Origin of the sequence: Azospirillum sp. TSH64 (genome assembly GCF_003116035.1) — a bacterium.
Classification (GTDB): domain Bacteria; phylum Pseudomonadota; class Alphaproteobacteria; order Azospirillales; family Azospirillaceae; genus Azospirillum.
Genome location: NZ_LGQW01000015.1, coordinates 2,987,605 through 3,008,563, shown reverse-complemented (window position 1 = coordinate 3,008,563; position 20,959 = coordinate 2,987,605). Strand labels below are relative to the sequence as shown.

Annotated in this window: 17 protein-coding genes; 6 read left to right on the top strand and 11 right to left on the bottom strand. The window is 70.4% G+C overall.

What is annotated here, in order from left to right; all coding sequences use genetic code 11:
- The first annotated feature begins 21 nt into the window (after window positions 1-21).
- The 6 genes from TSH64_RS15170 (at window position 22) to TSH64_RS15145 (ending at window position 4,271) form a co-directional block, all read left to right on the top strand.
- On the top strand, window positions 22-261 hold the full coding sequence (locus TSH64_RS15170; protein ID WP_109446079.1) for a type II toxin-antitoxin system CcdA family antitoxin: 240 nt from the start codon (window positions 22-24) through the stop codon (window positions 259-261).
- Entirely contained in the window at window positions 261-578 is a 318-nt protein-coding gene (locus tag TSH64_RS15165; protein ID WP_109446077.1) for a CcdB family protein, read from the top strand. The genes TSH64_RS15170 and TSH64_RS15165 overlap by 1 nt, the downstream gene beginning before the upstream one ends.
- Window positions 579-585: 7 nt before the next feature.
- A complete protein-coding gene (locus TSH64_RS15160; protein WP_109446075.1) occupies window positions 586-1,266 on the top strand; it encodes an RNA pseudouridine synthase in 681 nt (226 codons plus the stop codon).
- Between the two features lie 92 nt (window positions 1,267-1,358).
- Window positions 1,359-2,807, top strand: coding sequence for an ATP-binding protein (locus TSH64_RS15155; RefSeq protein WP_109446073.1), 1,449 nt, complete (start codon window positions 1,359-1,361; stop codon window positions 2,805-2,807).
- Window positions 2,808-2,927: 120 nt separating this feature from the next.
- Complete coding sequence (locus TSH64_RS15150) at window positions 2,928-3,626, top strand: pirin family protein (RefSeq protein WP_109446071.1); 699 nt, start codon at window positions 2,928-2,930, stop codon at window positions 3,624-3,626.
- A gap of 114 nt (window positions 3,627-3,740) precedes the next feature.
- A complete protein-coding gene (locus TSH64_RS15145; RefSeq protein WP_109446069.1) occupies window positions 3,741-4,271 on the top strand; it encodes an arsenate reductase ArsC in 531 nt (176 codons plus the stop codon).
- 118 nt (window positions 4,272-4,389) lie between these two features.
- On the opposite strand, the gene TSH64_RS15140 is transcribed toward TSH64_RS15145, so the two are convergent.
- From TSH64_RS15140 to TSH64_RS15090, 11 genes are all read right to left on the bottom strand, one after another.
- Window positions 4,390-5,406 carry a TIGR01620 family protein gene (locus TSH64_RS15140; RefSeq protein ID WP_109446067.1) on the bottom strand — a complete coding sequence of 339 codons (1,017 nt, stop codon included), beginning with the start codon at window positions 5,404-5,406 and terminating at the stop codon, window positions 4,390-4,392.
- Window positions 5,403-6,797 (bottom strand): YcjX family protein, encoded by a 1,395-nt coding sequence (locus TSH64_RS15135; RefSeq protein ID WP_109446065.1) that lies wholly within the window; start codon window positions 6,795-6,797, stop codon window positions 5,403-5,405. Before TSH64_RS15135 ends, TSH64_RS15140 begins: the two co-directional genes overlap by 4 nt.
- A gap of 391 nt (window positions 6,798-7,188) precedes the next feature.
- The gene (locus TSH64_RS15130) at window positions 7,189-7,650 is read right to left on the bottom strand and encodes a hypothetical protein (RefSeq protein WP_109446063.1); all 462 of its coding nucleotides are present in this window, start codon (window positions 7,648-7,650) and stop codon (window positions 7,189-7,191) included.
- Window positions 7,647-9,026, bottom strand: a complete 1,380-nt coding sequence (pelG, locus tag TSH64_RS15125; protein ID WP_109446061.1) for an exopolysaccharide Pel transporter PelG — start codon at window positions 9,024-9,026, stop codon at window positions 7,647-7,649. Before pelG ends, TSH64_RS15130 begins: the two co-directional genes overlap by 4 nt.
- A gap of 1 nt (window position 9,027) precedes the next feature.
- The gene (pelF, locus tag TSH64_RS15120; RefSeq protein ID WP_109446059.1) at window positions 9,028-10,593 is read right to left on the bottom strand and encodes a GT4 family glycosyltransferase PelF; all 1,566 of its coding nucleotides are present in this window, start codon (window positions 10,591-10,593) and stop codon (window positions 9,028-9,030) included.
- Entirely contained in the window at window positions 10,590-11,732 is a 1,143-nt protein-coding gene (locus tag TSH64_RS15115) for a hypothetical protein (RefSeq protein ID WP_109446057.1), read from the bottom strand. Before TSH64_RS15115 ends, pelF begins: the two co-directional genes overlap by 4 nt.
- Complete coding sequence (locus TSH64_RS15110; protein WP_109446055.1) at window positions 11,729-13,147, bottom strand: GAF domain-containing protein; 1,419 nt, start codon at window positions 13,145-13,147, stop codon at window positions 11,729-11,731. Before TSH64_RS15110 ends, TSH64_RS15115 begins: the two co-directional genes overlap by 4 nt.
- Window positions 13,148-13,160: 13 nt before the next feature.
- Window positions 13,161-13,799 carry a hypothetical protein gene (locus TSH64_RS15105; protein WP_109446053.1) on the bottom strand — a complete coding sequence of 213 codons (639 nt, stop codon included), beginning with the start codon at window positions 13,797-13,799 and terminating at the stop codon, window positions 13,161-13,163.
- A 41-nt stretch (window positions 13,800-13,840) separates the two neighbouring features.
- On the bottom strand, window positions 13,841-15,391 hold the full coding sequence (locus tag TSH64_RS15100; protein ID WP_247872948.1) for a hypothetical protein: 1,551 nt from the start codon (window positions 15,389-15,391) through the stop codon (window positions 13,841-13,843).
- Between the two features lie 169 nt (window positions 15,392-15,560).
- Window positions 15,561-18,590, bottom strand: a complete 3,030-nt coding sequence (locus tag TSH64_RS15095) for a tetratricopeptide repeat protein (RefSeq protein ID WP_109446048.1) — start codon at window positions 18,588-18,590, stop codon at window positions 15,561-15,563.
- 7 nt (window positions 18,591-18,597) lie between these two features.
- The gene (locus TSH64_RS15090) at window positions 18,598-20,886 is read right to left on the bottom strand and encodes a hypothetical protein (protein WP_158285375.1); all 2,289 of its coding nucleotides are present in this window, start codon (window positions 20,884-20,886) and stop codon (window positions 18,598-18,600) included.
- Window positions 20,887-20,959: the final 73 nt, after the last annotated feature.

Genomic DNA, 20,959 nt, shown 5'->3' with positions numbered 1-20,959 from the left:
GGGATCGGGAAGGACTGTGCAATGGACGGTGTCTATGACCGGCGTGCGCCGAAGCGGGACATCACCTTGTCGCTGGACGAGGATATCCTGCAACGCGCCCAGTCCCTTCCCGGCGACCTGTCGGAACGAGTCGAAAAGATGCTGGCCGACGAGGTGGCGAAGGCGGATCGTGAGCGTCGCCTGGATGCCACGATCAAGGCGCTGAACGAGTTCGACGCCAGATACGGCTCCTTCGCCGATGAACATCTCGATCACCTGTGATGGCTCAATTCGATGTTCATCGGAACCGAACAGCAACGCGTTCGGGCATACCGTATCTGGTGATCGTCCAGTCACAGCGTTTCGACGCATCGGCACGCAGGGTGGTCGCGCCGCTGCTGCTGGCTGACAAGCTCCAGTGCACGGAACCCTCCTTGACCCCGAAGTTCGAGATCGAGGGCCATGGCGTCGTTTTGAACCCGCTTCAGCTCGCCTCCGTTCCGATGGACCAACTCGGCGAGAGGGTCTGCTGCCTCGCCGACGACAGCGACCGCATCATCGCCGCCATCGACCTTTTGATTTCCCGTGCCTGGGGATGAGTAACCCGTGACACCCGCCCAAATCCAAGACCGCATCCTGTACCGTGACGGGCTGATGCTGATCCTCGACAAGCCCGCCGGGTTGCCGGTCCATGCCGGTCCTGCCGGCGGGCCGAACCTGGAGCGGCATTTCGATGCGCTGCGCTTCGGCTTTCCCAAGCCGCCGTCGCTGGCCCACCGGCTGGACCGCGACACGTCGGGCTGCCTGATCCTCGGCCGCCATGCCAAGGCGTTGCGCAAGATCGGCATCCTGTTCCAGAACGGCAAGGTCGATAAGACCTATTGGGCGGTGGTCGCCGGCATGCCGCCCCAGGAGTCCGGGCGGATCGAACTGCCGCTCGCCAAGGTGTCCAACAAGACCGGCGGCTGGCGCATCGTCGGTTCGCCCGACGGGCAGGCGGCGGTCACCGATTATGTCGTGCGCGGGCAGGCCGATGGGCTCACTTGGCTGGAACTGACGCCGCACACCGGCCGGACCCACCAGATCCGCGTCCATTGCGCCTCCATCGGCTGTCCGCTGGTCGGCGACCCGCAATATGGCGGGCCGGACGGCAAACCGCTGCATCTGCACTCCCGCGCCATCTCGCTGCCGCTCTACCCCAAGCGCGATCCGGTCGGCGCCGTGGCCCCGGTTCCGCCCCACATGCGGGCGGCGCTGGAAGCCTGCGGCTTTACCGAAGCGTCATAGCGTCGCCGCCACGCTCTGGCCTTGCTGCGATGCGGCAGGCTGCCCCATGATCGGTACCGCATTGGGGCGATCACGGCCCGGGGGACGAGCGCATGATACCGATCGGCACGACGACAGCCCGTTGGATGACCCTGCGCTACGCCCTGGCGCTGACCTTGATCGCGCTGGGCACGCTGGCCGGCTTCGTCATGACGGAGCGGGTGATCGGCCAGCATGAACGCATGCTTGAGGTCGTCAACGTCTCCGGCCGCCAGCGCATGCTGTCGCAACGGACGGCCCTGCTGGTGGAACAGCTGAGGAGCGCCACCGACCCGGTGGTGCGCGCCGACCTTGCCCAGCGGCTGGACGAGGCCACGGGCATGTTCGAGGCAACCCACCGGCGCCTGAGCGGCCAGTCCGGGTCGGAGGAAGGCCCGCCGCTGGGTCCGCCGCCGCGAGACCTGTTCTTCAGCGGCCCCGACCCGCTCGACCCGGTGGTGACCGGGCATATCGCCGCCTTGCGCCGCGTTATCGCCGCCGCGTCCACCGGCCAGCCGCCGGACCCCGCCGAAGCCAACCGCATCACCGCCCAGGCGCTCGGCCCGCTGCTGGACCGGCTGGAGGAGATGGTCGCGCTCTACCAGGAGGAGGGAGAGGCCGGTTTCCAGACCCTGCACCGGCTGGGCTTGGCGGCGCTGCTGATCACCCTGCTGATCCTGGCGGTGGAGGCGCTGGCGATCTTCCGGCCGATGACGCGGCAGGTGCGCCGGCAGTTCACCGAAATCCTGCGCATGGCGGAAACCATCGAGCGGGCCAACGCCACGCTGGAACAGCAGGTGCGCGAGCGGACGGCCGAACTGCACACCGCCAAGACCGCGGCGGAGCAGGCGCACCGGGCGAAGTCCCGTTTCCTCGCCCATGCCAGCCACGACCTGCAGCAACCGCTGCAGGCCATCGGCATGTTCACCGGCATGCTGGAACGCCAGCCGCAGAGCGCCAAGGCGGCGGCCCTGCTGACCGACCTGAAGGCGGCGCAACGGTCGATGCGCGACCTGCTGAACGCCATCCTCGACATCTCCAAGCTGGAATCGGGGGTGGTGTCGCCGAAGCCGGCCGACCTGCCGCTCTCCCCCCTGCTCGACCAGCTCGAGGCCGAGTTCGCCGGACAGGCGGAGGCGAAGGGGCTGCGGCTCCGCGCCATCCCGACCGATGCGGTCGTGCGCAGCGATCCGGCCCTGCTGGAGCGGATCGTCCGCAACCTGATCGCCAACGCCATCCGCTACACCGAGAGCGGCGGCGTGCTGGTCGGCTGCCGCACCCGTGGCGACACGCTGTGGATCGAGGTCTACGACACCGGCCGCGGCATCGCCGAGCCCGACCGCCAGCGCATCTTCGAGGAATTCGTCCAGCTCGACCGTCCCGACCGCGACCGCAGCGAGGGCATCGGCCTCGGCCTCGCCATCGTCGAACGTCTGGCCCGGCTGCTGGGGCATCCGGTGACGGTGCGGTCGGTGGAAGGGCGTGGAACCGTGTTCGCCGTGGGCGTGCCGCTGGCGGGGTGATATTGTCGCTCCATGAAGGACGATCTTGTGTAATTTCGCCTGATTGTTCGATTTGCTGTCCGGTGCCAAATTCCCCTCCAGACAAGGGCACACACCCCGAAGGCAAAGGAGGGTTTCATCATGATCACCATTCGCCATCGCGACGAGCGTGGGGTCGCCAACATGGGTTGGCTGAACAGCAACCACAGCTTCTCGTTCGGCCACTACCTGGATCCCGGCCATATGGGCTTCCGCGCCCTGCGGGTCATCAACGAGGATCGGGTGATCCCCGGCGCCGGCTTCCCCACCCATGGGCACGCCAACATGGAGATCGTCTCCTATGTGCTGAACGGCGCGCTGGAGCACAAGGACTCCATCGGCACCGGGTCGGTGATCCGTCCGGGCGAGGTCCAGGTGATGAGCGCCGGCCGCGGCATCCGCCACAGCGAATATAATGCGTCGGACACCGAACCGGTGCATTTCCTCCAGATCTGGATCCTGCCGGAGGCCAACAACCTGGCGCCCGGCTACCAGCAGGCGGATTTCCCGGCCGAGCAGAAGCGCGGCACGCTGAAGCTGGTCGGGTCGCGGGATGGCCGCGACGGCAGCACCGTCATCCATCAGGATGTCGACCTGTATGCCGCCCTGCTGGACGGCGAGGAAAGCGCCACGCTGCCGCTGCGCCCCGGCCGCCATGCCTGGGTCCAGGTCGCCCGTGGCTGGGTCCATCTGAACGGCACCCTGCTGAAGGCCGGCGACGGTGCAGCCCTGTCCAACGAGGAGGCGGTGACGCTGGACCGGGCTTATGAGGCCGAAGTGCTGGTCTTCGACCTCGCATGAGGTGTCGGGCTTGACATAAAAGCTTGATTTGAACCGGGAGCGGGGCGGACGGCACAGTGCCGCCGTCCCGTTCCCGCCGACACCCTGCCGGCGGGCCGAACCCTGGGGTTGGCGATGACCGAGCAGAAAACCTACAACGCCCTGTTTCTCTGCACCCACAATTCGGCGCGCAGCATCATGGCGGAATGCCTGATGCGGCGGTGGGGCGCCGGCCGCTTCAACGCATGGTCGGCCGGCAGCTACCCGTCGGGCCAGATCAACCCGCACACGCTGGCGACGCTGAAGGCCTTCAATCTGCCGACCGAGGGTCTGCGGTCGAAAAGCTGGGACGAGTTCTCCCGGCCGGACGCGCCGGCGCTGGATTTCGTCTTCACCGTCTGCGATCAGGCCGCAGGCGAGATGTGCCCGGTGTGGAACGGCACGCCGCTGACCGCCCATTGGGGGGTCGAGGATCCGTCGGCCGCCAGCGGGACGGAGGACCGCATCCGCATGGCCTTCCGCCGCACCTATGTGGAGCTGGAAAGCCGCATCAAGATCTTCGCCAGCCTGCGGGTGGAGCAGCTTGACCGGCTGACCCTGCAAAGCTCGCTGCATGCCATCGGCACCGTTCATGGCTCCGAAGCGGACGCAATGGCCGACGCCTGAGCGCTCTTTTTACTCGCCCTCAATCGGCGGGCGCGGCCATCCGGCCGCTTGCCTTCGCAGGCATGGGCCTGCGGGGCCGCAGTCGCGGCCCATACCGTCGGGCGTACGCCCGACGGTATCACAGCACTTGCTTGGGCAAGGACAGCAGCTCCTTCCTGATGCGATTGAGGCTGGGACGGTTGTCCGGGCCGAAGGCGATGGGGCGGCACAGGTGCATGGCGGTCAGCCCGACCCGCGCGGTCAGCAGGCCGTTGATCACCCCCTGCCCCATCCGCGTTGAAATGGCGGCGGCGAGCGACCCGCCCAGCGCCTCCACCGCGACATGGTGGGCGCTTTCCGCCACCCCGGCGACGGCGATGTTGGCGAGCATCCGGCGCAACAGCCGCAGCGAGCCGACATAGCCGGGCCGGGCGCCATAGAGGGCGGCGATCTCCCGCACCAGCTTCAGGTTGCGCCAGAGGACCACCGCGAAATCCAGCAGAGCCGCCGGGCTCAGAGCGGTGGCGACAGCGGTGTCGCGCGAGGCGCGCAGCACCCGCTGATAGGCGGCCCGGTCGAGCGGGCTCAGCACCTCGCGGTCGAGCAGCCGGACCACCTCATGCTCGTCATGGGCGTCGGTGACATGGTCGCGCACGCGGGCCAGCGCCGGGGCCAGCTCCCGCCGGTCGGCATAGAGCGCCACCAGCGATCCGGCGAACCGGTCGGCCCGGCCGCCGGGGGCGTCCAGCTCCAGCCGGCCGGCCTCCGCCCGCAGTTCCTCGATGCGGCGCAGGCGGCGGAGCGACAGCAGCTCGGTCACCAGCATCGCCAGGGCCGCGATGCCGGCGGTGGCGGCCAGCAAACCGACCAGCACGCCCAGCGCGAGGCTGGTGGCGAAGGCGCGGGCCAATAGATCGGCGGTGTCGAAGCCCAGCGCCACCAGAACCAGCGCCGCCAGCGCCCCGAACAGCCAGCGCCCCAGCCGGCGCGTGGTCCGCACCGGGGTGGCCGGGGCCGGCAGCAGGTCGGCGGGATCGCCGGAGCCGGTCAGCAGGGCTGTCTCCTCCTCCGCCGGCACGGGTGCCGCGCGGTCGAGTTCCAGCTCCATCGGCGGAACCCACCCCTTTGAGGCTTTGCGGGTCTCGCGCTCCGTCACGTCAGATAGTCCCCGAGAAGGAATTGCAGGGCCTGGTCGACGCGGATGTGCGGCAGGCCGCGCGGATCGCGGCCGAGGTCGTCGGGCGGGCGGAAGGCCAGGAAGTTGTAGGGGCGGTCGCGGCCGGGCGGGAAGGCCTCGGCATCCTCCGGAATTTCGCCGGGGAACAGCACGGTCGGACGGTCGCGCCCGACCGGCACGCCGCGCACGCAGCGCAGCTGCCGCCCTTCATGCTCCGTCACCACGCTTTCGGTGCATTTCAGCGCGGCGATGGCCATGGTCTCGACCTGGGCGCCCTCGAAGCGGATGGCGTTGCGGGCGTCGCCGACCAGCCGGTCGAGCAAGGCCCGCAGCTGGGCATGCTGGTGGGCGGCGATGTGGTCGGCCTTGGTCGCGGCGAACAGCACGCGGTCGATCTTGCTGCCGAACAGCCAGTCGAGCCAGCCCGACGAACCATGGCGGAACGGCTCCAGGCTCAACTCCAGCGCCCGCTTCATGTCGGCCATCCCGGCGGGGCCGGCATTCAGCGCGCCCAGCACGTCGATCAGCACGATCTGGCGGTCGAGCCGGGCGAAATGCTCGGCGAAGAAGCGGCGGACGACGTTGGTCTTGTAGGCCTCGTACCGGTCCTCCATCAGCGCCCACAGGCTGCCGCGGCCCCTCGATCCGTTGGGCTGATTGCCATGCAGGGGACAGAAGGTCAGCAGCGGCGCGTCCTTCATGTCGCCGGGTTCGACGAAGCGGCCGGGCTGGATCAGGCTGAGCAGCGTGTCGGCGCGGCGGCAGGCATGGAGATAGTCGGTGTAGAGCGCCGCCCCGCGCCGCGCCGCCTCCTCCTCCGCCGGGGCGGCCGGGTCGATGGTGGCGAGCCAGCCGCGCCACGAGGCGGACAGCTCGTCGCGCGGCGGACGGGCGGCGAGTTCGAGGGTCTGGGCGCTCCATTCCGCAAAGCTCTGGCGCAGCAGCGGCAGGTCGAGCAGCCATTCGCCGGGATAATCGACGAGGTCGACATTGAGCGTCGCCATCGGCTGCACGGTGCGCTTCAGCGCCGAATCCGGACGGTAGCGCAGCGAGACGCGCATCTGGCCGATGCCGCGCGTCGGCTCCGGCCAATGGGGATCGGGGCCGGTCAGGGCAGCGAGATGGCCTTCGAAATCGAAGCGCGGCACGTCGGGATCGGGCTGCGGCCGCAGCCGCGCCGCCTGGAACCGGCCGGACGAGACGACATCCATGAAGGGCAGCCGCCCGCTCTTCAGCAGGTTGTCGACGATGGCGGTGACGAAGACGGTCTTGCCCGCCCGCCGCAGCCCGGTGACGCCGACGCGCACCGTCGATTCCAGGAGAAGCCGGCTGCCGGCGTCGTAGAGGCTGTTCAGGTCGGGAATACGCACGGGCGGTCGTTCACGTCTGGCCGATGACCGGCCCTATATGGGGTCGGCCAAGCGCGATGCGAGGGGCCGGGATGCGAGGCGGAGCCGGATGCGACGTTTGGAACGGCGTGAAACAGTTTTCGGGGGTGTGTTCACTGTTCCATCCGGACGGCATCGGCGGGAACCTCCGCAAGTGGGCACCGGCGAGAACGCTACCATGGATGCGGGGAGGCAGGTAACGGCGGGAAGAAAAACGCCGGCACGGTCGGGGGATTCTCCCTCTCCCCCCGGGGAGAGGGCCGGGGTGAGGGGGATGCATAGGTAGGATTCTCGTGACGGAACGCTGTGCTTCCCCCTCACCCTAACCCTCTCCCCGGGGGGGAGAGGGGATTTGCTGGGCGGGAGAGGGAACTTACCCCCCGATATAGTGCGGCATCAGCTTCGCCTGGTCGCCGATCCAGACCTCGCAGCGGCTGTCCTGGTTGCGGAAGAAATAGGTCTTGCCGGGCTGACGGCGGTTCTGCGGATCGACCAGATTGGCGCCGCCGGAAAAGGCCACCCCATAGCGGTAGTCCGGCGTCGCCGCCCAATAGAGCCCGTCGATCTGTTGCAGGAAGGCGCCGCGCTGGCACAGGTGCGACAGGGTGCGGTCGCGCGTGGCGAGGCCGTTCAGGCCGTTGGGCAGCTTGTAGACGATGCGGCTCTCGGTGCGGCGCAGGCGCGGCTCGTGGCCGGGCGGCGGCGGTTCATAGGCGCGGAAGGTCGGACCCAGATGGCCCGGTTCGGTGCGGTCGGTGCGCAGCACCTCCTCGGCCCCGGCGGCGGCCGGCAGCAGCAGGGCGGTCAGCAGCAGGGCGGCGAGGCGGCGGGTCATCGCACCGACGGGTTGTTGGCGACGAAGGCGAAATAGGGCAGCCGCCGCACCGCGTCCGCCACCATCAGATAGGCCACCGCGAAGGCCAGCAGCGAGCTGAGGAAATAGCCGTAGCCGTACCAGGGGAAGCCCATCCGGCTGAACAGCAGGGTGAAGCCGGCGTTGGCGGCCAGATAGACCAGCTGCACCGTCAAATTCCGCCCGCGCAGGTCGAAATAGGCGAGGATCACCGTGCAGAACAGGAACAGCACCTGAAAGAAGGCGCCCAGCACGCCGAAGCGGAACATGCCGATCTGCTGGTACTGCAACCCGAGGGCACCGATGATGCTTGGGGCCAGGAAGATGCAGACGGCGCAGACCGCCCCTTGCAGGATGATCAGGTTGCGGCTGCTGTCGAGCAGGGCGGCGATGATGGCGCGGTGGTTGCGGGCGATCTGGTCGTAGGTCGCATGCTTCTGGATGTCGCGGTAGAAGCCCTGGTAATGCTCGAAGAAGCGGGTCTCGATGTTCACCGTGAACAGGGTCAGCGCCGGCAGGGTCGTCAGATAGGCGATGAACATGGCGCCGTCATAGGCGCTGTAGATCGCCATGGCGCCGGAGACCAGCTCGCGTTCCGGCGCGAACCACATGATCCACTTGTCGGTCCAGACGGCGGCGTTGGCGAACAGGCCGATCAGCGCCAGATCGGCGTATTTGCGGAAATAGCCGAGGAAGTCGAACATCCGGCCGACCGGATGGGGGTATTCGGCCAGCACCCGCGCGATCAGCCCGAACTGGATCACCGCCAGCCCGGCGGAGAATCCCCAGACCATCCCGGCGGCACCGAAGCGGCCGCCCAGCAGGACCGCACCGGCCAGACCCGCCGCCATGCCGACGCCGAAGGCGACGGTGACCGCCAGATAGTCCTTCAGCGCCGACAGGAAGATCGACACCACCCAGATGCCGCAGACCAGGAAGAAGTTCGCCAGCCCGCCCAGCATCAGCGGCAGCGGCAACCCGCTGAACAGCGGATAGAAGGGTCCGGCGGTCAGCCCGGCGATGGCATAGGCCAGCCCCAGCGTCGCCAGCAGCATGCCGGGTGCGGCCTCGACCTCCTTGGCATAGATGGCGTCGGCGAGATAGCGGGTGGCGACCAGCACCAGCGGCCCGGTGAAGACGACCGAGAAGCAGAAATTGTAGATCACCACGACGCGGAACAGCGTCAGCTCCTCCATCCCCACCAGATCGCGGCCGAACAGCGTGATGCCGGCCAGCGCCAGGATGGTGAACATCCAGGGGCCCGACGTGATGAAGGCGGAATGGGCATAGCCCTGCAACACGCCGAGCAGGTCGTCGCGCCGGGCCAGCCGGCGGAGGGCGAAGCCGATGCCGGCCATCTCAGGCGGCTCCCTTCAGGCCGATGCCGTCATGCTCCGGGGAAAGCCGGGTCGGCATGGCGATGTGCTCGTCGTAGATGGCGCGGTAGACGCGGTCGATGGCGACCTTGTCGTAGGATTGGGCGACACGCCGGGCGATGGCCTGGGCACAGCGGTCGCGCCACGCGCGGTCGAGCAGCAGGGCGCGCAGTTCCCGCGCGGTGTCGAGCGGGCTGGCCAGCGGCGTCACCGCCCCGCCCGGCCCCAGCGGCGGCACCTCGTCCGGGCGGCCCATCAGCAGCTCGGAGCAGGAGCCGACATCGGTCGCCACCGTCGGAACGCCCGACGCCCCGGCCTCCAGGATCACCAGCGGCTGCGCCTCGCTGACGCTGGTCAGCGCGATGGCGTCGATCCTGCCCAGCCAGTCGGTCAGTTTGACCCGGCCGGCGAAGATCACCGTCTGCTCCAGCCCAAGATGCTTCACGATGCTGCGGCATTCCTCGACATAGCCGGGATCCTCCTCCAGCGGCCCGAGGATCATCGCCTTCAGATCGGGGATGTCCTCGCGCAGGATGGCGGCCGCCCGGACATAGGTCTTCACGTCCTTGATCGGCACGACGCGGCCGATCAGGGCGATGGTCGGCGGGCGCGGCGTGGACTCGCGCTGCACCTGGGAATAGCCGGCATAGTCGATGCCGTTGGGCACGATCATCAGCTTGGCCGGATCGGCGCCCTGGCGGCGCTGGAACTCCTGATTGCCGCCGTACAAGGTGATGATGCGGTCGCAGGCGTCGTAGCAGGCCTTGGAATAGCTGGCGAAGGTGTCGAGCCACAGGTCGCGCAGGTCGCGCTTCTTCTTGTCGAGCGCCAGCGAGGTGTCGGCTCCCTCGAACAGCCATTCGGCCATCAGGATCTCGATGCGCCGTTCGTTGGTGTAGATGCCGTGTTCGGTCAGCAGCGCCGGCCGCCCGGTTTCCAGCCGCGCCCGCGCGGCGAACAGCCCGGCATAGCCGGTGGAGACGGCATGATAGACCCCAGCCTGCGGCATCGGCACCAGCAGCGTGGCGAACAGCCCGCTCATCAGCGCCCGGCTGCCCCAGAAATATTCGAGGAAGGAGGCGTCCGGCAGGGCGGCCCTGCACATGCGCACCACCATCTGGAAGGCGTCCTCGGAGTTCAGCAGCGCCCGCTTGCCGATCCGGCCGCGCCGGGGGGCCAACAGCCGCAGCACCTCCGCCACCTCGGCCAGCCCTCCCCCCTGCTGCAGGCGGGCCAGCGGTTTCTCCAGCTCCTTCAGCAGCCGGCCGGTGCCGGGCTGCCAGCGCCAGCCGGCGGGCGGGTCCTGGAGATAGACATGGGTCAGGCCGGTGACGTTGGGCGGCAGCTCATAGGCGAGCTTGCGGGCGCTGCGGTCGGCGACCAGGGCCACAATGTGGAAGGTCAGGTCGGAATGGGACCGGATCAGGTCATGGGTCCAGGTCGACACGCCGCCCGCGACATAGGGATAGGAGCCCTCCATCAGCAGGCAGACGTCGGCCCTGGGGGCCTGGGGCGCTTCAGGGGGCGCTTCAGGGAAGGGGCGGCTCATGCGGCAAGCTCCCGCCCGGCGATACCCGTGGCTGCCGGGACGTCATCGCGCCACAGGGCGAAGACATCGCGCAGCGTGTCGGGAAGCTCCGCCCCGTCGCCCAGCAAATCGGACCGCCGGGCCGGCAGCACCCGCAGGTCGGCGAAGCGGCCGAGCCGGAACAGGCTCTCGGCATACCAGAACAGGATGCGGCGGTCGGGCGTGCGGTCGATCATCGGTTCCAGCCTTTCCGCCGCCTCCGCCGCCAGTCCGCAGCGCAGGAGCAGCCGGCCCAGGTCGTGGCGGATGCCGTCATCGTCGGGAGCGAGGTCCAGGCTGCGCCGGTAGCCCTCCAGCGCCTTGTCGCGGATCTCCGCCTCGCGGTTGGAATCGAGCAGGCCGCAGAAGGCGTAATCGTCGAGATGGCGGGCGAGCCCCGCGAGGCTGGCGGCATCGTCGGGGCGGCTGCGGGCGGCGTGGTCGAGCGCCAGCCAGCGCTCGTTGAACTCATGCTCCACCCGCGCGGTGGCGGTGGCGGCCTGGACGCGGACGGACGGGTCGGCGTCGGCCAGCCCGGCCTTCAGGGCGGGGGTGAAGGCCGGGCGGAAATGGCGGGCGACCAGGGCGATCACCGCCTGCTTCTGCTGCGGCGAGCCGACCGACATCACGTCGGTGAAGGAGTCGCCGGCCATCAGATGGGCGTTCTCGCGGCCGGTCACGATCAGCTCGTACAGCTCCTGCGCCGGGCCGGTCTCGCTGTCGGGGAAGAGCGAAAGGTACCAGTCCTGGAAGCCGGTGGCATAGCGGCTGAACAGCGCCAGCAGCGCCGCGGTCATCAGCGTGCAGGCGGCGCCCAGCGGCCCCAGCGGCACGATGGTGACCAGCAGCAGCCCGGCCAGCCGCAGGTCGCGCCCGCGCCGCACCCGGCCGCGCACCCACAGACCGACCAGGGCGCAGAGCAGCAGATGCAGCGCCGCGGCCAGCGGAACGGCGAAGGGGATTGCGGTCAGGCCGGGCGACAGCGCCGCGGCATCGAGCAGCCCGGCGGCGAGCGCCACCGCCGCCAGTTCCGCCGCGTCGGCGGCCGGACGCTCGCCCGCCAGCAGGGCGGCGGGATCGGAGAGGTCGGAAGCCGATTGGGTGGAGTCAGGTCCGCTCATTGCGCGACCTCCCCGACCTTTTGCCCGGCGGTATTCTGCCCGGCCGCAGGGGCCGGCGGGTCGATGCGGCGGGTGACGAAGCCGATGGGGATGGTGGAAAGGCCGGCGGGCAGCGCCTGGCGCACCGCGCGCTCCAGCTTCGCCTCCACCTGCTTGGCGCCCTCCAGCGGCGTGCCGGCCAGCACCACGCCGAAGGACGTGCCCTGATGGCCGAAATCGCAGGCGAGGTCGGTGTCGCGCAGGCTGCCGCGCACCGCCTCGCCGATGGCGGCGGCGAGGTCGGCGCGCTGGGCCACCGACAGGCGCGACAGGCCGGTCGGGCGGATGGTGATGGCGGTGGTCTCGAAGCCCATGCGGCGGCCGAGAAGGGCGAGGAACTCCGCCTGCCGGCCGATGTAGCTGGAGGAGTAAAGCGCCTCGTCGGTGAAGACCCGCTGTTCGCTGGCGGTGCGGTACTGGCGCGCCTTCGCCATCGCGGTGCCGATCCATTCGCACAGGATGCGGAAATTCTCGACCGTGTTGACGCTGAGGTCGGTGAAGCCCAGGCTTTCGATCTTCACCATGCCCAGCACCTCGCCGGTGTCGGCGCTGATCAGCGGGCCGGCCATCACGCCTTCGCCGGCGAGCACGCGCTCGTCGTCGGCGCGGTTGACGCAAAGCTGGCGCTGGCGGGCGATCACGGTCTGGAACAGCGGCGTGCCGCTGTCGAACCAGCGGGCATAGCTGTCGGTCTCGTCGTCCCAGCCCTCGTTCGTCACCGATTCCAGAACGTCGTTGTTCAGCAGGAACAGCGAGAATTTCTCCGGCTTCATGACGGTGCGGACGAGGTCGGCGATGCCCAGCATCACCTCGCCCTCGTCGAGATGGTCGATGGACTTGGCGGCCTGATAGAGGGTGAAGACGGTGCGCAGCTGGCCGGCGACGCGGGTCTCCAGGCTTTCCTTCACCGATTTCAGCGCGCGGTAGGAGCGGGCGATGGCCTCGGCCTCCTGCCGGGCGGCGGCAAGGCCGGCGCGGAGATCCTCGCGCTCGCGCAGCTGGCGCATCCGCAGCTCGCCGAACAGCACGGCGGCGACCAGCCAGAGGATCGGCTCGCGGGTCAAGGCGAAGAGATGGTCGTAGAGGTCCTGGCCGATCCCGGCATCGGGCATGTTGCCGAGCCGCAGCGCCGCCGACGCCACCAGCGCCGCCAGCACCCCCTCGTTGGTGCCGTACTGGATCGCCAGCAGCAGGACCGGGATCCAGAAGGGATGCGGCTGCACCCCCTCGAAGCGCAGCCCGGCGCCGAGCCAGCCGTCCAGCCCCAGCGCCACGCCGAAGAACAGCAACAGCTCCAGCAGGGCGACCGGCCGCAGGCCGAGCCAGCGGCGGGGCGAAGCGCTGTCGGCGATGGATGGGCTCGGCAGGCTGCTCATGCGGGTCGGGGCCTCAGCGGGTGGCGGCGACGACAGGCCGCAGGCTGTGGATCATGCGGGTCGCCACGCGCTGGGCGACGTTGTTGACGCTGTCGCGGCTGAAATAGCCGCGGCCGGCCTCCGACTGGCTGGAGGTCCAGAGGACGGCGCCGTCCGACACCCGCACCAGCCGGGCGTTCAGGCCGACGACCGGCTCCTCGCGCAGGCCATGCTGATAGCCGTATTCCGACACGCTGCCGGCCAGCACCGCATCGACGCCCAGGGTCCGACCGGCGGCCTGGGCATCCAGCGGGGCGGCGTCGGGCTGCCCGTCGGTGGAGGCGGTGGCGGTAGAAGCGGCGTCGGCAGCCGGCTTGCCGGCGGACAGGCGGCTGCGGACCCGGCCGACCTCCACCGTGCGGAGGCCATCGACGCCATAGAGTTCGGTGGAGACGATGTCGGCGGCGATCTGGCCGGCATTGGGGTGGTTGGTCAGATTCTCGAAGGGCAGGACGGCGACGGTCGAGCCGGCCGGCAGCGCCCCGCTCGGCTGGGCGAAGTCACGGCTGTTGATCCGGCCGACGCCGCACCCCGCCAGCAGCAGCCCCGCCGCCAGCAGTGCCGCGCCGGCCCGCATGTCCTTGCCCATCTTTCCGGTCCCCGTCAGCCGCATCTCTCGTCCACCTTTTTTAACCATGAAGAGTTGACACACCGTCAATAGCGCCAGACCAGGGTGACACCGGCGCTGTTCACCGCGCTGGCCGTGCCGCGCGCGGTGGAGCGGGCATGGCTGGCGCGGAATCCCAGCTCCAGATTGTCCGCCGGCTCCCATCCCAGCGAGATGGCCCCCTGCGGTCCGCTGCGGCCCCGCCGGTCGTAGGCGTAGCCGATCTGCGCCGCATAGCGGACATAGTCGGTCAGGTAATCCTCGACATTGAGCTGCAACGCATGGACCTCGCGGGTCGCCGCCGGCAGCGGGATGTAGGGCTGGCCGTTAGCGTCCTGCCGCTCTTCCCGGTGCGCCACATATTCGGCATCCAGCACATAGGCGACGCTGGCCAGCGGGCCGACAGTGTTCAGCGTGTAGCGCAGCGATCCCTCCAGCGTGGCGCTGCGCGCCAGATCGGCCTCGCCGGACAGCCCATAGCGGTTGTAGCCGGCGCCGAGCGACAGCGACCAGCGGTCGGACAGCCGGTTCTCGTGCTGGACGAACAGGCGGTCGCGCCGGCCGCCATCGACGATGCCCTCCAGGAAGGCGAAGCTCGGCTCGCTCCAGGCGAAACCGGCGCGGGTTTCGGACTCGTCGCCGCGCCACAGATGGCTGTAGCCGGCACCGAGCGTCTGCGGGGCGGCGTAGAGCGCCAGGGTGGAGCGCTCCAGCTCCGGCCAGTCATGCACCAGCGCCGCCTCCAGCCGGGAGCGGGCACCATGAAAGGCTTCCAAGCGGCCGTCCTCGCGGCGGGCGGAATCGACATCAACCTCGCGGCGCTCCAGCGCCCAGGTCAGGCTGGTGGAGCGCCCAAGCTCCTGAATGCCGCTGAAGCGGGCGATGCGCTGCATGTCGGCGTTGCGCACCTTCTGCCATTCGAGGTCGAGGCGGCTGCGGTCGGCCGTCTCGTGCAGGAGCAGCGCCTTGCCCCGGACCAGCGACGGCTCGCCGGGCGTCAGTTCCAGCGCCGTGTCATAGGCCATGATCGCGTCGCGCCAGCGGCCGAGCCGCTCTTCCGCCTGGGCCAGCAGGGCGGTGGACTGGGCGTCCTTCGGTTCCTGCGCCAGCAGGTCGCGCAGCAGGGTGCGCGCCGGGCGGAGGTCGCCGCCCTCCATCAGCGCCAGCGCGCGGAAATAGTCGAGGCGCCGCTGGGCGGCGCGGTCGGCGGCCCGGTTGGCAGCCTGGACCTCGCGGCTGGGGGCCTCGGCGGAGCGGGTCAGGGCGATGCTGAGGCCGGCGGGGTCGGTGGCGACCGCCGCCTCGACACCGGAGCCAAGCACCAGCACGACGCTGTCGTAGCCGTAGAGGATGTTGTCGACCCAGGACTCCAGCCGCTCCGGCACACGGTCGAGCGGGACCTCGCCCGAGATTTCGCCGAGCGGGCGGCTGAAGCGGAGCACCAGCTCGCGGCCGTCGCGCTGGGTTTCCGTGGTGACGGTGCCGGACCAATGCAGGGCGAAGCGGGCGGTGCTGGCCTCGCGCACCGCCTCCACCCTCGCCGGTTGGGCGGGGGCGGGGGTGGCGAGGAGAAGGAAAGCGAGGGCGAGTAACGGCAAGAGTCCCCTCTCCCCCCCGGGGAGAGGGTCAGGGTGAGGGGGATGCACCGCGTGACTTTCCCAGGATCCTCGCCACGCACCCCCCTCACCCTCCCCGCGCCGCGGGCGCGGGGCCCCTCCCTCTCCCCGGGGGGGAGAGGGTACTGAAAGCAGGGCGATTGGAAGCCGATCACGGAAGGGCCAGGACACGGCGGGCCTCCGGCAGTCGTCCGTTTTCGATCAGCATCGATGCGTAGTCGGCCTTCAACTGGCGGTCGGCCGGGCGGCGCTTGCGCAGGCCCTCGAACAGCGCCACGGCGTCGTCGACCTTGCCCAGCCGGTTCAGCAGGTTGGCCTCCGTCTGGGTCGCCGCGTCGCCGCGCGTGGCGCGGGCGTGCAGCTGCGCCAGAGCGGTGCGGTAGAAGGGGATCGCCACCGTCGGGCGCTTCAGCGCGGTCAGCGCCTCGCCCAGGAAGTAATGCGCCTCGTAATCGTCGGGACCGGTGGCGACGTAGCGGCGCAGCAGCCGTTCGGCGTCGGCGAGGCGGTTCTCGTCATAGGCCAGCATGCCCAGCTGGCGCAGCGCGTCGGCATCGGCGGGCTTGCGCGCCAGCAGCGCGGTCCAGGCCTGCGAGGCGGCGGCGCGCTGGCCGGTCTGCTCGGCAAGGCGGGCGTAGCGGCGCAGCCGATCCGGGGCGGCTTCCTCCGGCAGTGCGGCGCGCACGGCCTCCGCAAGCTCCTTGCCCTTGCCGGCCGCCGCCAGCGCCTCGATGTAGGGGGTCTTCAAGGCGGGCTGGACGGGCGCGGCGCCTTGGGCGGCAAGCCCGGCGATGACACGCCGGCCGCCGCCATACTCGGCAAGGCGGTCGTACCATGCCGCCTGCTCGGCCGGGCTGCCGGCGGCCTTGGCCCGTGCCTCGATCCAGTCGAGCCCGGCCGCCGGCGGGCGCGGCCCCCAGAGATAGGCCAGCTGCCTGAAATCCTCGCCCTGCGGCCCCTGCCCGGCGGCCAGCCGTTGCAGCGCCTGCTCGGCCCCCGTCTTGTCGCCGAGCGCCAGCAGAGCCGAAACCGGCTCCCGCCGCTTGTCGGCCGGCAGGCGGTCGTCGGTGGCGCGGGCCAGCAGATAGCGGCGCAGATCGGCCTTGCGCCCCAGCCGGGTCAGCGTGTCGCGGTACAGCGAATCCTCCGCCTCGGCCAGCGGTGCTGCGGCGGCGCGGCCTTGCAGCAGGGCGGCGAGATCGGGCAGCGCATTCGCCTTGGCCGCGGCGTCGGCATAGACGCTCAGCCACTCTCCCCCTTGCCGCTCCGCCCAACTGCGCAGCAGCGGCAATGCGGCGCGATAGGCCTTGTGGTCGAGCAGCATGGTGACGATGGCCTGCTGGTCGGCTTCCGAAAGATTTCCCCGCGCCAGCTTGGCGCTCAGGTGGCGGGCCAGCTCCTCCGACCGGCCGGCGCCGTCCAGTGCGGCGATGTAGGCGGCCTCCACCTCGGCACCGCCGCTGTCGAGCAATGAATCCAGCAGAGGCGCCAGCAGCGGCAGCGCGTCGGCCGGCTTGCCGGTGGCGGTCAGCACGCCGGCCAGCGCCAGACGGCTGCGCGGCGAGGGGTCGAGCGCGAAGGCGCGCTGGGCGGCGGCCAGCGCCAGGGCAGCGGCAGGCCGATTGGCCCGCGGATCCGTGGCGGGACTTGCGGAAGCGCGTTCGGCGGCGCTGCCTGCGATGTCCTGCAACAGGGCGAGCGGCAGCTTGGGCTGGCCGGCCAGCCAGTCGGCGACCTCGGCCGGATCGCCGGCCTTGGCGGCCAGCCGTGCCCAGCCCTGGGCGGCGGCCGGAGACGGCGTGGCCTGCCGCCTCGCGGTGAACCAGGCTAGACCGGCCGGCGCGCGGTCGAAGTCGATGAACAGGGCGGCCAGCTCCTCCAGCAGCTCGTCGGGCATCGTGCCCGACCTCGGCAACCGGTCGAAGGCGGCGACCGCGGCGGCGCGGCGGCCGGTGCGGTCGAGGATGCGGATGGCGCCCAGCCGGTCGCCGGTCGCCAGCCCATCGCCAACAAGCGCCCGTTCCGCCCACCCGGCGGCGGCGGCAGGGTCGCCGCGGCCAAGCGCGATGTTGGCCGCCAGGATCGGGTAATCGTTGAGGAAGTCTTCCCCCAGCTCGCGGTAGAGGCGGTCGGGGAAAGCCCGGTCGCCGTCGCGAAGCGCGGTTTCCGCCAGCCCGGCCAGGACCCAGTCGGGCACCAGATGCAGGTCGCGGCCCTTGGTCGCTTCCAGCGCCGCGCGCGGCAGGCCGGCATTCACCTCCAGCGCCAGCAGCCGGCCGAACTGCGCATCCTCCACCTGACCGGACAGCGCCGACAGGCGGGTCCGCGCCGGCTCCCGGCGGTCGGTGGCGATCAGCAGGTCGATGTAGGTCAGCTCCAGCGCCAGCACAGGAGCGCGGCCCGCCACCTGCGGCCCTATGATTTGCGGTTCGATCAGCCGCAGCCCGAGATCGGGGCGCGATGCCGCGGCAAGCTGGCTCGCCAGACCGATCATATCGGCGACGGTCGGCTGTTCGCCCAGCCAGCGCCGGGCGCGCTCATAGGCCTCGTCCTCGCGGTCGAGGTCGATCAGCAGGCTCATCAGCAGCTCGCGGCTGTCGGGCTGGATGTTGCCCGTGGCGCGGTCGTCGGCGCGCAGCAGCCAGTCGACCGCGCCGGCATGGTCGCCGCGCGAGGCCAGCAGCGCCGCCAGCTCCTGCTGGGCCTCGACATCCTCCGGCCGCAGGGTGCAGTAGCGGACCAGCGCCTCCGCCTTCATCCCCATCCGGTTGCGGAAGCCGGCGGCATAGGCCAGCTCGCGGAACAGGTCGGCGCTGTTGCGCCTCTCCGCCAGCGCCTTCAGGTTCTCCAGCCGGTCGCCCGGCCGCTGCGCATCCTGATAGAGGCGGTCGAGCAGTTCGCGGGCTTCGACGGAGGACGGCTCGGCGGCAAGGAACCCCTCGGTCAGCTCGATGGCGCGCTCGACGTCGCCCTGGGCCAGCGTCAGGCGGGTCAGCGGCATCACCGTGGCGCCGCTGCGGTCGCCGGCGGCATAGCGCTCCTCATAGACGGCACGGGCGCTGTCGTAATCGCGATCGCGGAATTTCTGCAGGGCAAGCTCGGCGCTGTGCGGAATCAGCAGCAGGCTGGCACCGATGCCGGCCAGCAGGATCAGCAGGACGACGAGGAGGTTCGCGCGCATGGCCGCCCTACCCCGCCGCGCCGTCGGTGGCACGGAAGCGCAGCAGCAGCGGTGCTATGGCGGACACCGGCACGGTCAGCGCCAGCCGGCCGTCGGCATCCGCGTCGACGCTGCCCGACCACAGCCGGGTGCCGTCGCGCTCCGCCGTGACGGTCCAGCGGCCGGGCCGCCGCACCTGCCAGACCATGCCGCCCGCCCCGTAGCCGGTGGCGGCGACGCGGAAGCCGTGATCGTCCGGGGCGAAGGACGAGAAGGCCCAGCGGCCCTGCACCAGATAGGGCATGGCGGCCGGCGGGTCGCGGTCGGCGCGGTCGCTCTCCGCCAGCGCCACCACCGGCTCCGCCACCGCCGGGTCGAGCGCCACATAGAGGCTGCCCTGGCTGTGGCGCTGGCCCAGCACGCCGCTGGAACGGGCGAAATCGACCGCATCGGCGCTGGCATGGTCGAAGCGCAGCGTGTTCAGCGCCCCGCGGTCGCGCACGCGCCAACGCCGCCCGCCGCCCTGGCCGTCCAGCGGCTCGAAGCGGGTGGTGTAAAAGCCCTCGGCGATGCGGGCGTAGCTGGAGGCGGCGACCGGCGCCAGCTCCTGCCCCTGCGCGGCGGTCAGCACCGAGACCAGCGCGTTGAGGCTGGCCGGCTTCTGGCCGGTGTACATGTGGTAATAGACGTTGAAGGGCTTCAGCCGCAGCGGGCTGCCGGCATGCCGCATGGTGTTGACCAGATTGCGGTAGCCGTAGAAGCGGTTGGTCCACAGGTCGGTGTAGGTGTTCTCGTTGCTGCCGGCGGCGTAGATCTGGCGTTCCGCCCCCACCGGCAGGCCGATGGGCGGCAGCCCGGTGATGGACGGGAAATCGGCATCGAACCGCGCGTCGCCGCCGTTGATGTTGACCCCGCCGGCCTTGCGCACCGCCGCCAGCGCCGCCTCGAAGGGGGAGGTGTCGCCCGACCATTGCACCAGCACCGCCCGCTTGCCGGCGGGAGCCAGCCGGGTGAAATAGTCGAGAGCGCCGCCGATCTCCTGGTCGAGGTCGAAGGGCTGCTGCAGATAGGCGCGCGGCACGGCGTAGCGGCCGATGTCCGACACCTCGCCCGCCTCCTCCGCCGCATGCTCGTCACTTTTTCCGGGCTTGCGGCTGCCCTCGCGCTCGAGGAAGGGCGCCTCGGCCTGCCGGCTGTAGTCCTTGAAAAAGGCCCACTGGAAGGGATGGGTCCAGGTGTGGCTGGACGGCTCAACCTGCGGCAGGGCGAACAGCGCCTTGGCCGCCGCCAGCGACTCCGGCGTGCCCTTCCAGGTCGGGTCGAGGTCGCCGACGATGGGGGCGACGCTGACCGGCAGGTCGGGGAAGGCCTCGATGGCGGCGGTGCGCACCATGTCGGCGGACAGCACGCGGCGGGCGGCATAGGGCGCCACCTCCGTCACGTTGCGCCAGCCGTCGCCGTCGATGTGGCTGAAATAGAGCCGCCGCCCGGACAAAGTGGTGACGTCGGGCTTCGGCAGGTCGTCGGTGGCGAAGCTGTCGCGGAAGAAGGCGAAGGGATCGACGATCCATTGGCGCCGGTTGTACTCGGCGTCGAAATAGCGGGCATACCCTTCCGTCACCAGACCGCCGGCCGGACCGGTGACCACCAGATGGCTGTCGCTGGCCGGATCGTCGCCGCGCCGCATCGCCAGATGGGTGACGAAACGCTCGTCGGTCTTGCGGAACAGCGGATAGCCGGGCAGCACCCCCGACAAAGGCCGCTCGAAGCCGATCATCGCATCGGCCAGCGCCGGCTTCGATTTGTAGGTCAGGTCGGAATAGCCGTCGTCGTCGCGCAGACCGAAGCGGGCGAAGAAGCGGTTGGTGAGCGCCAGCGGCACCGGCCTGCCGCCGCGCTCCAGCCGCACCCCCGGCTGCCCCAGCACGGCGAAGCGGACGCCGCGGTCCATCGCACGCGCCACCCAGCCGACATAGGCGCCGACATCGGGGAAGGGCTCGCCCGCGAACCAGGTGACGACGCCGCGCAGGTCGGGATAGCGCGACAGGTCGGGCAGGCCGTCGGCGACGTTCCAGTAGACCACCGACACACCCAGATGGCTCAGCGGCAGTTCCGCCATCGTGTGGATGCGGCTGAGGCGGATCGTGCTTTCCTCGCGCAGGTCGACCAGCGCCAGGACGGTGCGCGGCACCGTCCGCTGCGCCGTCGCGGCAGCGGCCGTCGGGCCGGCGGCAAGGGCGGGAAACGCCGCGCCGGGCAGGAGGATGGCGAGTGCCAAGGCTGCCGCCCGGATGCCCGCCTGGAACCGGCCCCTCACCGCGGCGGCTCCGGGATCAGGCGGTCGAGTTCGACCGTCGCGACATAGGGGGAAAAGCCGTTGGACCGTTGCA

What these genes read in the sequence shown, in the direction of transcription:
- TSH64_RS15155 (WP_109446073.1), top strand. Translation starts at nt 1,359, where the DNA reads ATGATACCGATCGGCACGACGACAGCCCGTTGGATGACCCTGCGCTAC.
- TSH64_RS15130 (WP_109446063.1), bottom strand. Translation starts at nt 7,650, where the DNA reads ATGACCCGCCGCCTCGCCGCCCTGCTGCTGACCGCCCTGCTGCTGCCG.
- pelG (WP_109446061.1), bottom strand. Translation starts at nt 9,026, where the DNA reads ATGGCCGGCATCGGCTTCGCCCTCCGCCGGCTGGCCCGGCGCGACGAC.
- TSH64_RS15095 (WP_109446048.1), bottom strand. Translation starts at nt 18,590, where the DNA reads ATGCGCGCGAACCTCCTCGTCGTCCTGCTGATCCTGCTGGCCGGCATC.
- TSH64_RS15170 (WP_109446079.1), top strand. Translation starts at nt 22, where the DNA reads ATGGACGGTGTCTATGACCGGCGTGCGCCGAAGCGGGACATCACCTTG.
- pelF (WP_109446059.1), bottom strand. Translation starts at nt 10,593, where the DNA reads ATGAGCCGCCCCTTCCCTGAAGCGCCCCCTGAAGCGCCCCAGGCCCCC.
- TSH64_RS15150 (WP_109446071.1), top strand. Translation starts at nt 2,928, where the DNA reads ATGATCACCATTCGCCATCGCGACGAGCGTGGGGTCGCCAACATGGGT.
- TSH64_RS15115 (WP_109446057.1), bottom strand. Translation starts at nt 11,732, where the DNA reads ATGAGCGGACCTGACTCCACCCAATCGGCTTCCGACCTCTCCGATCCC.
- TSH64_RS15110 (WP_109446055.1), bottom strand. Translation starts at nt 13,147, where the DNA reads ATGAGCAGCCTGCCGAGCCCATCCATCGCCGACAGCGCTTCGCCCCGC.
- TSH64_RS15165 (WP_109446077.1), top strand. Translation starts at nt 261, where the DNA reads ATGGCTCAATTCGATGTTCATCGGAACCGAACAGCAACGCGTTCGGGC.
- TSH64_RS15145 (WP_109446069.1), top strand. Translation starts at nt 3,741, where the DNA reads ATGACCGAGCAGAAAACCTACAACGCCCTGTTTCTCTGCACCCACAAT.
- TSH64_RS15105 (WP_109446053.1), bottom strand. Translation starts at nt 13,799, where the DNA reads ATGCGGCTGACGGGGACCGGAAAGATGGGCAAGGACATGCGGGCCGGC.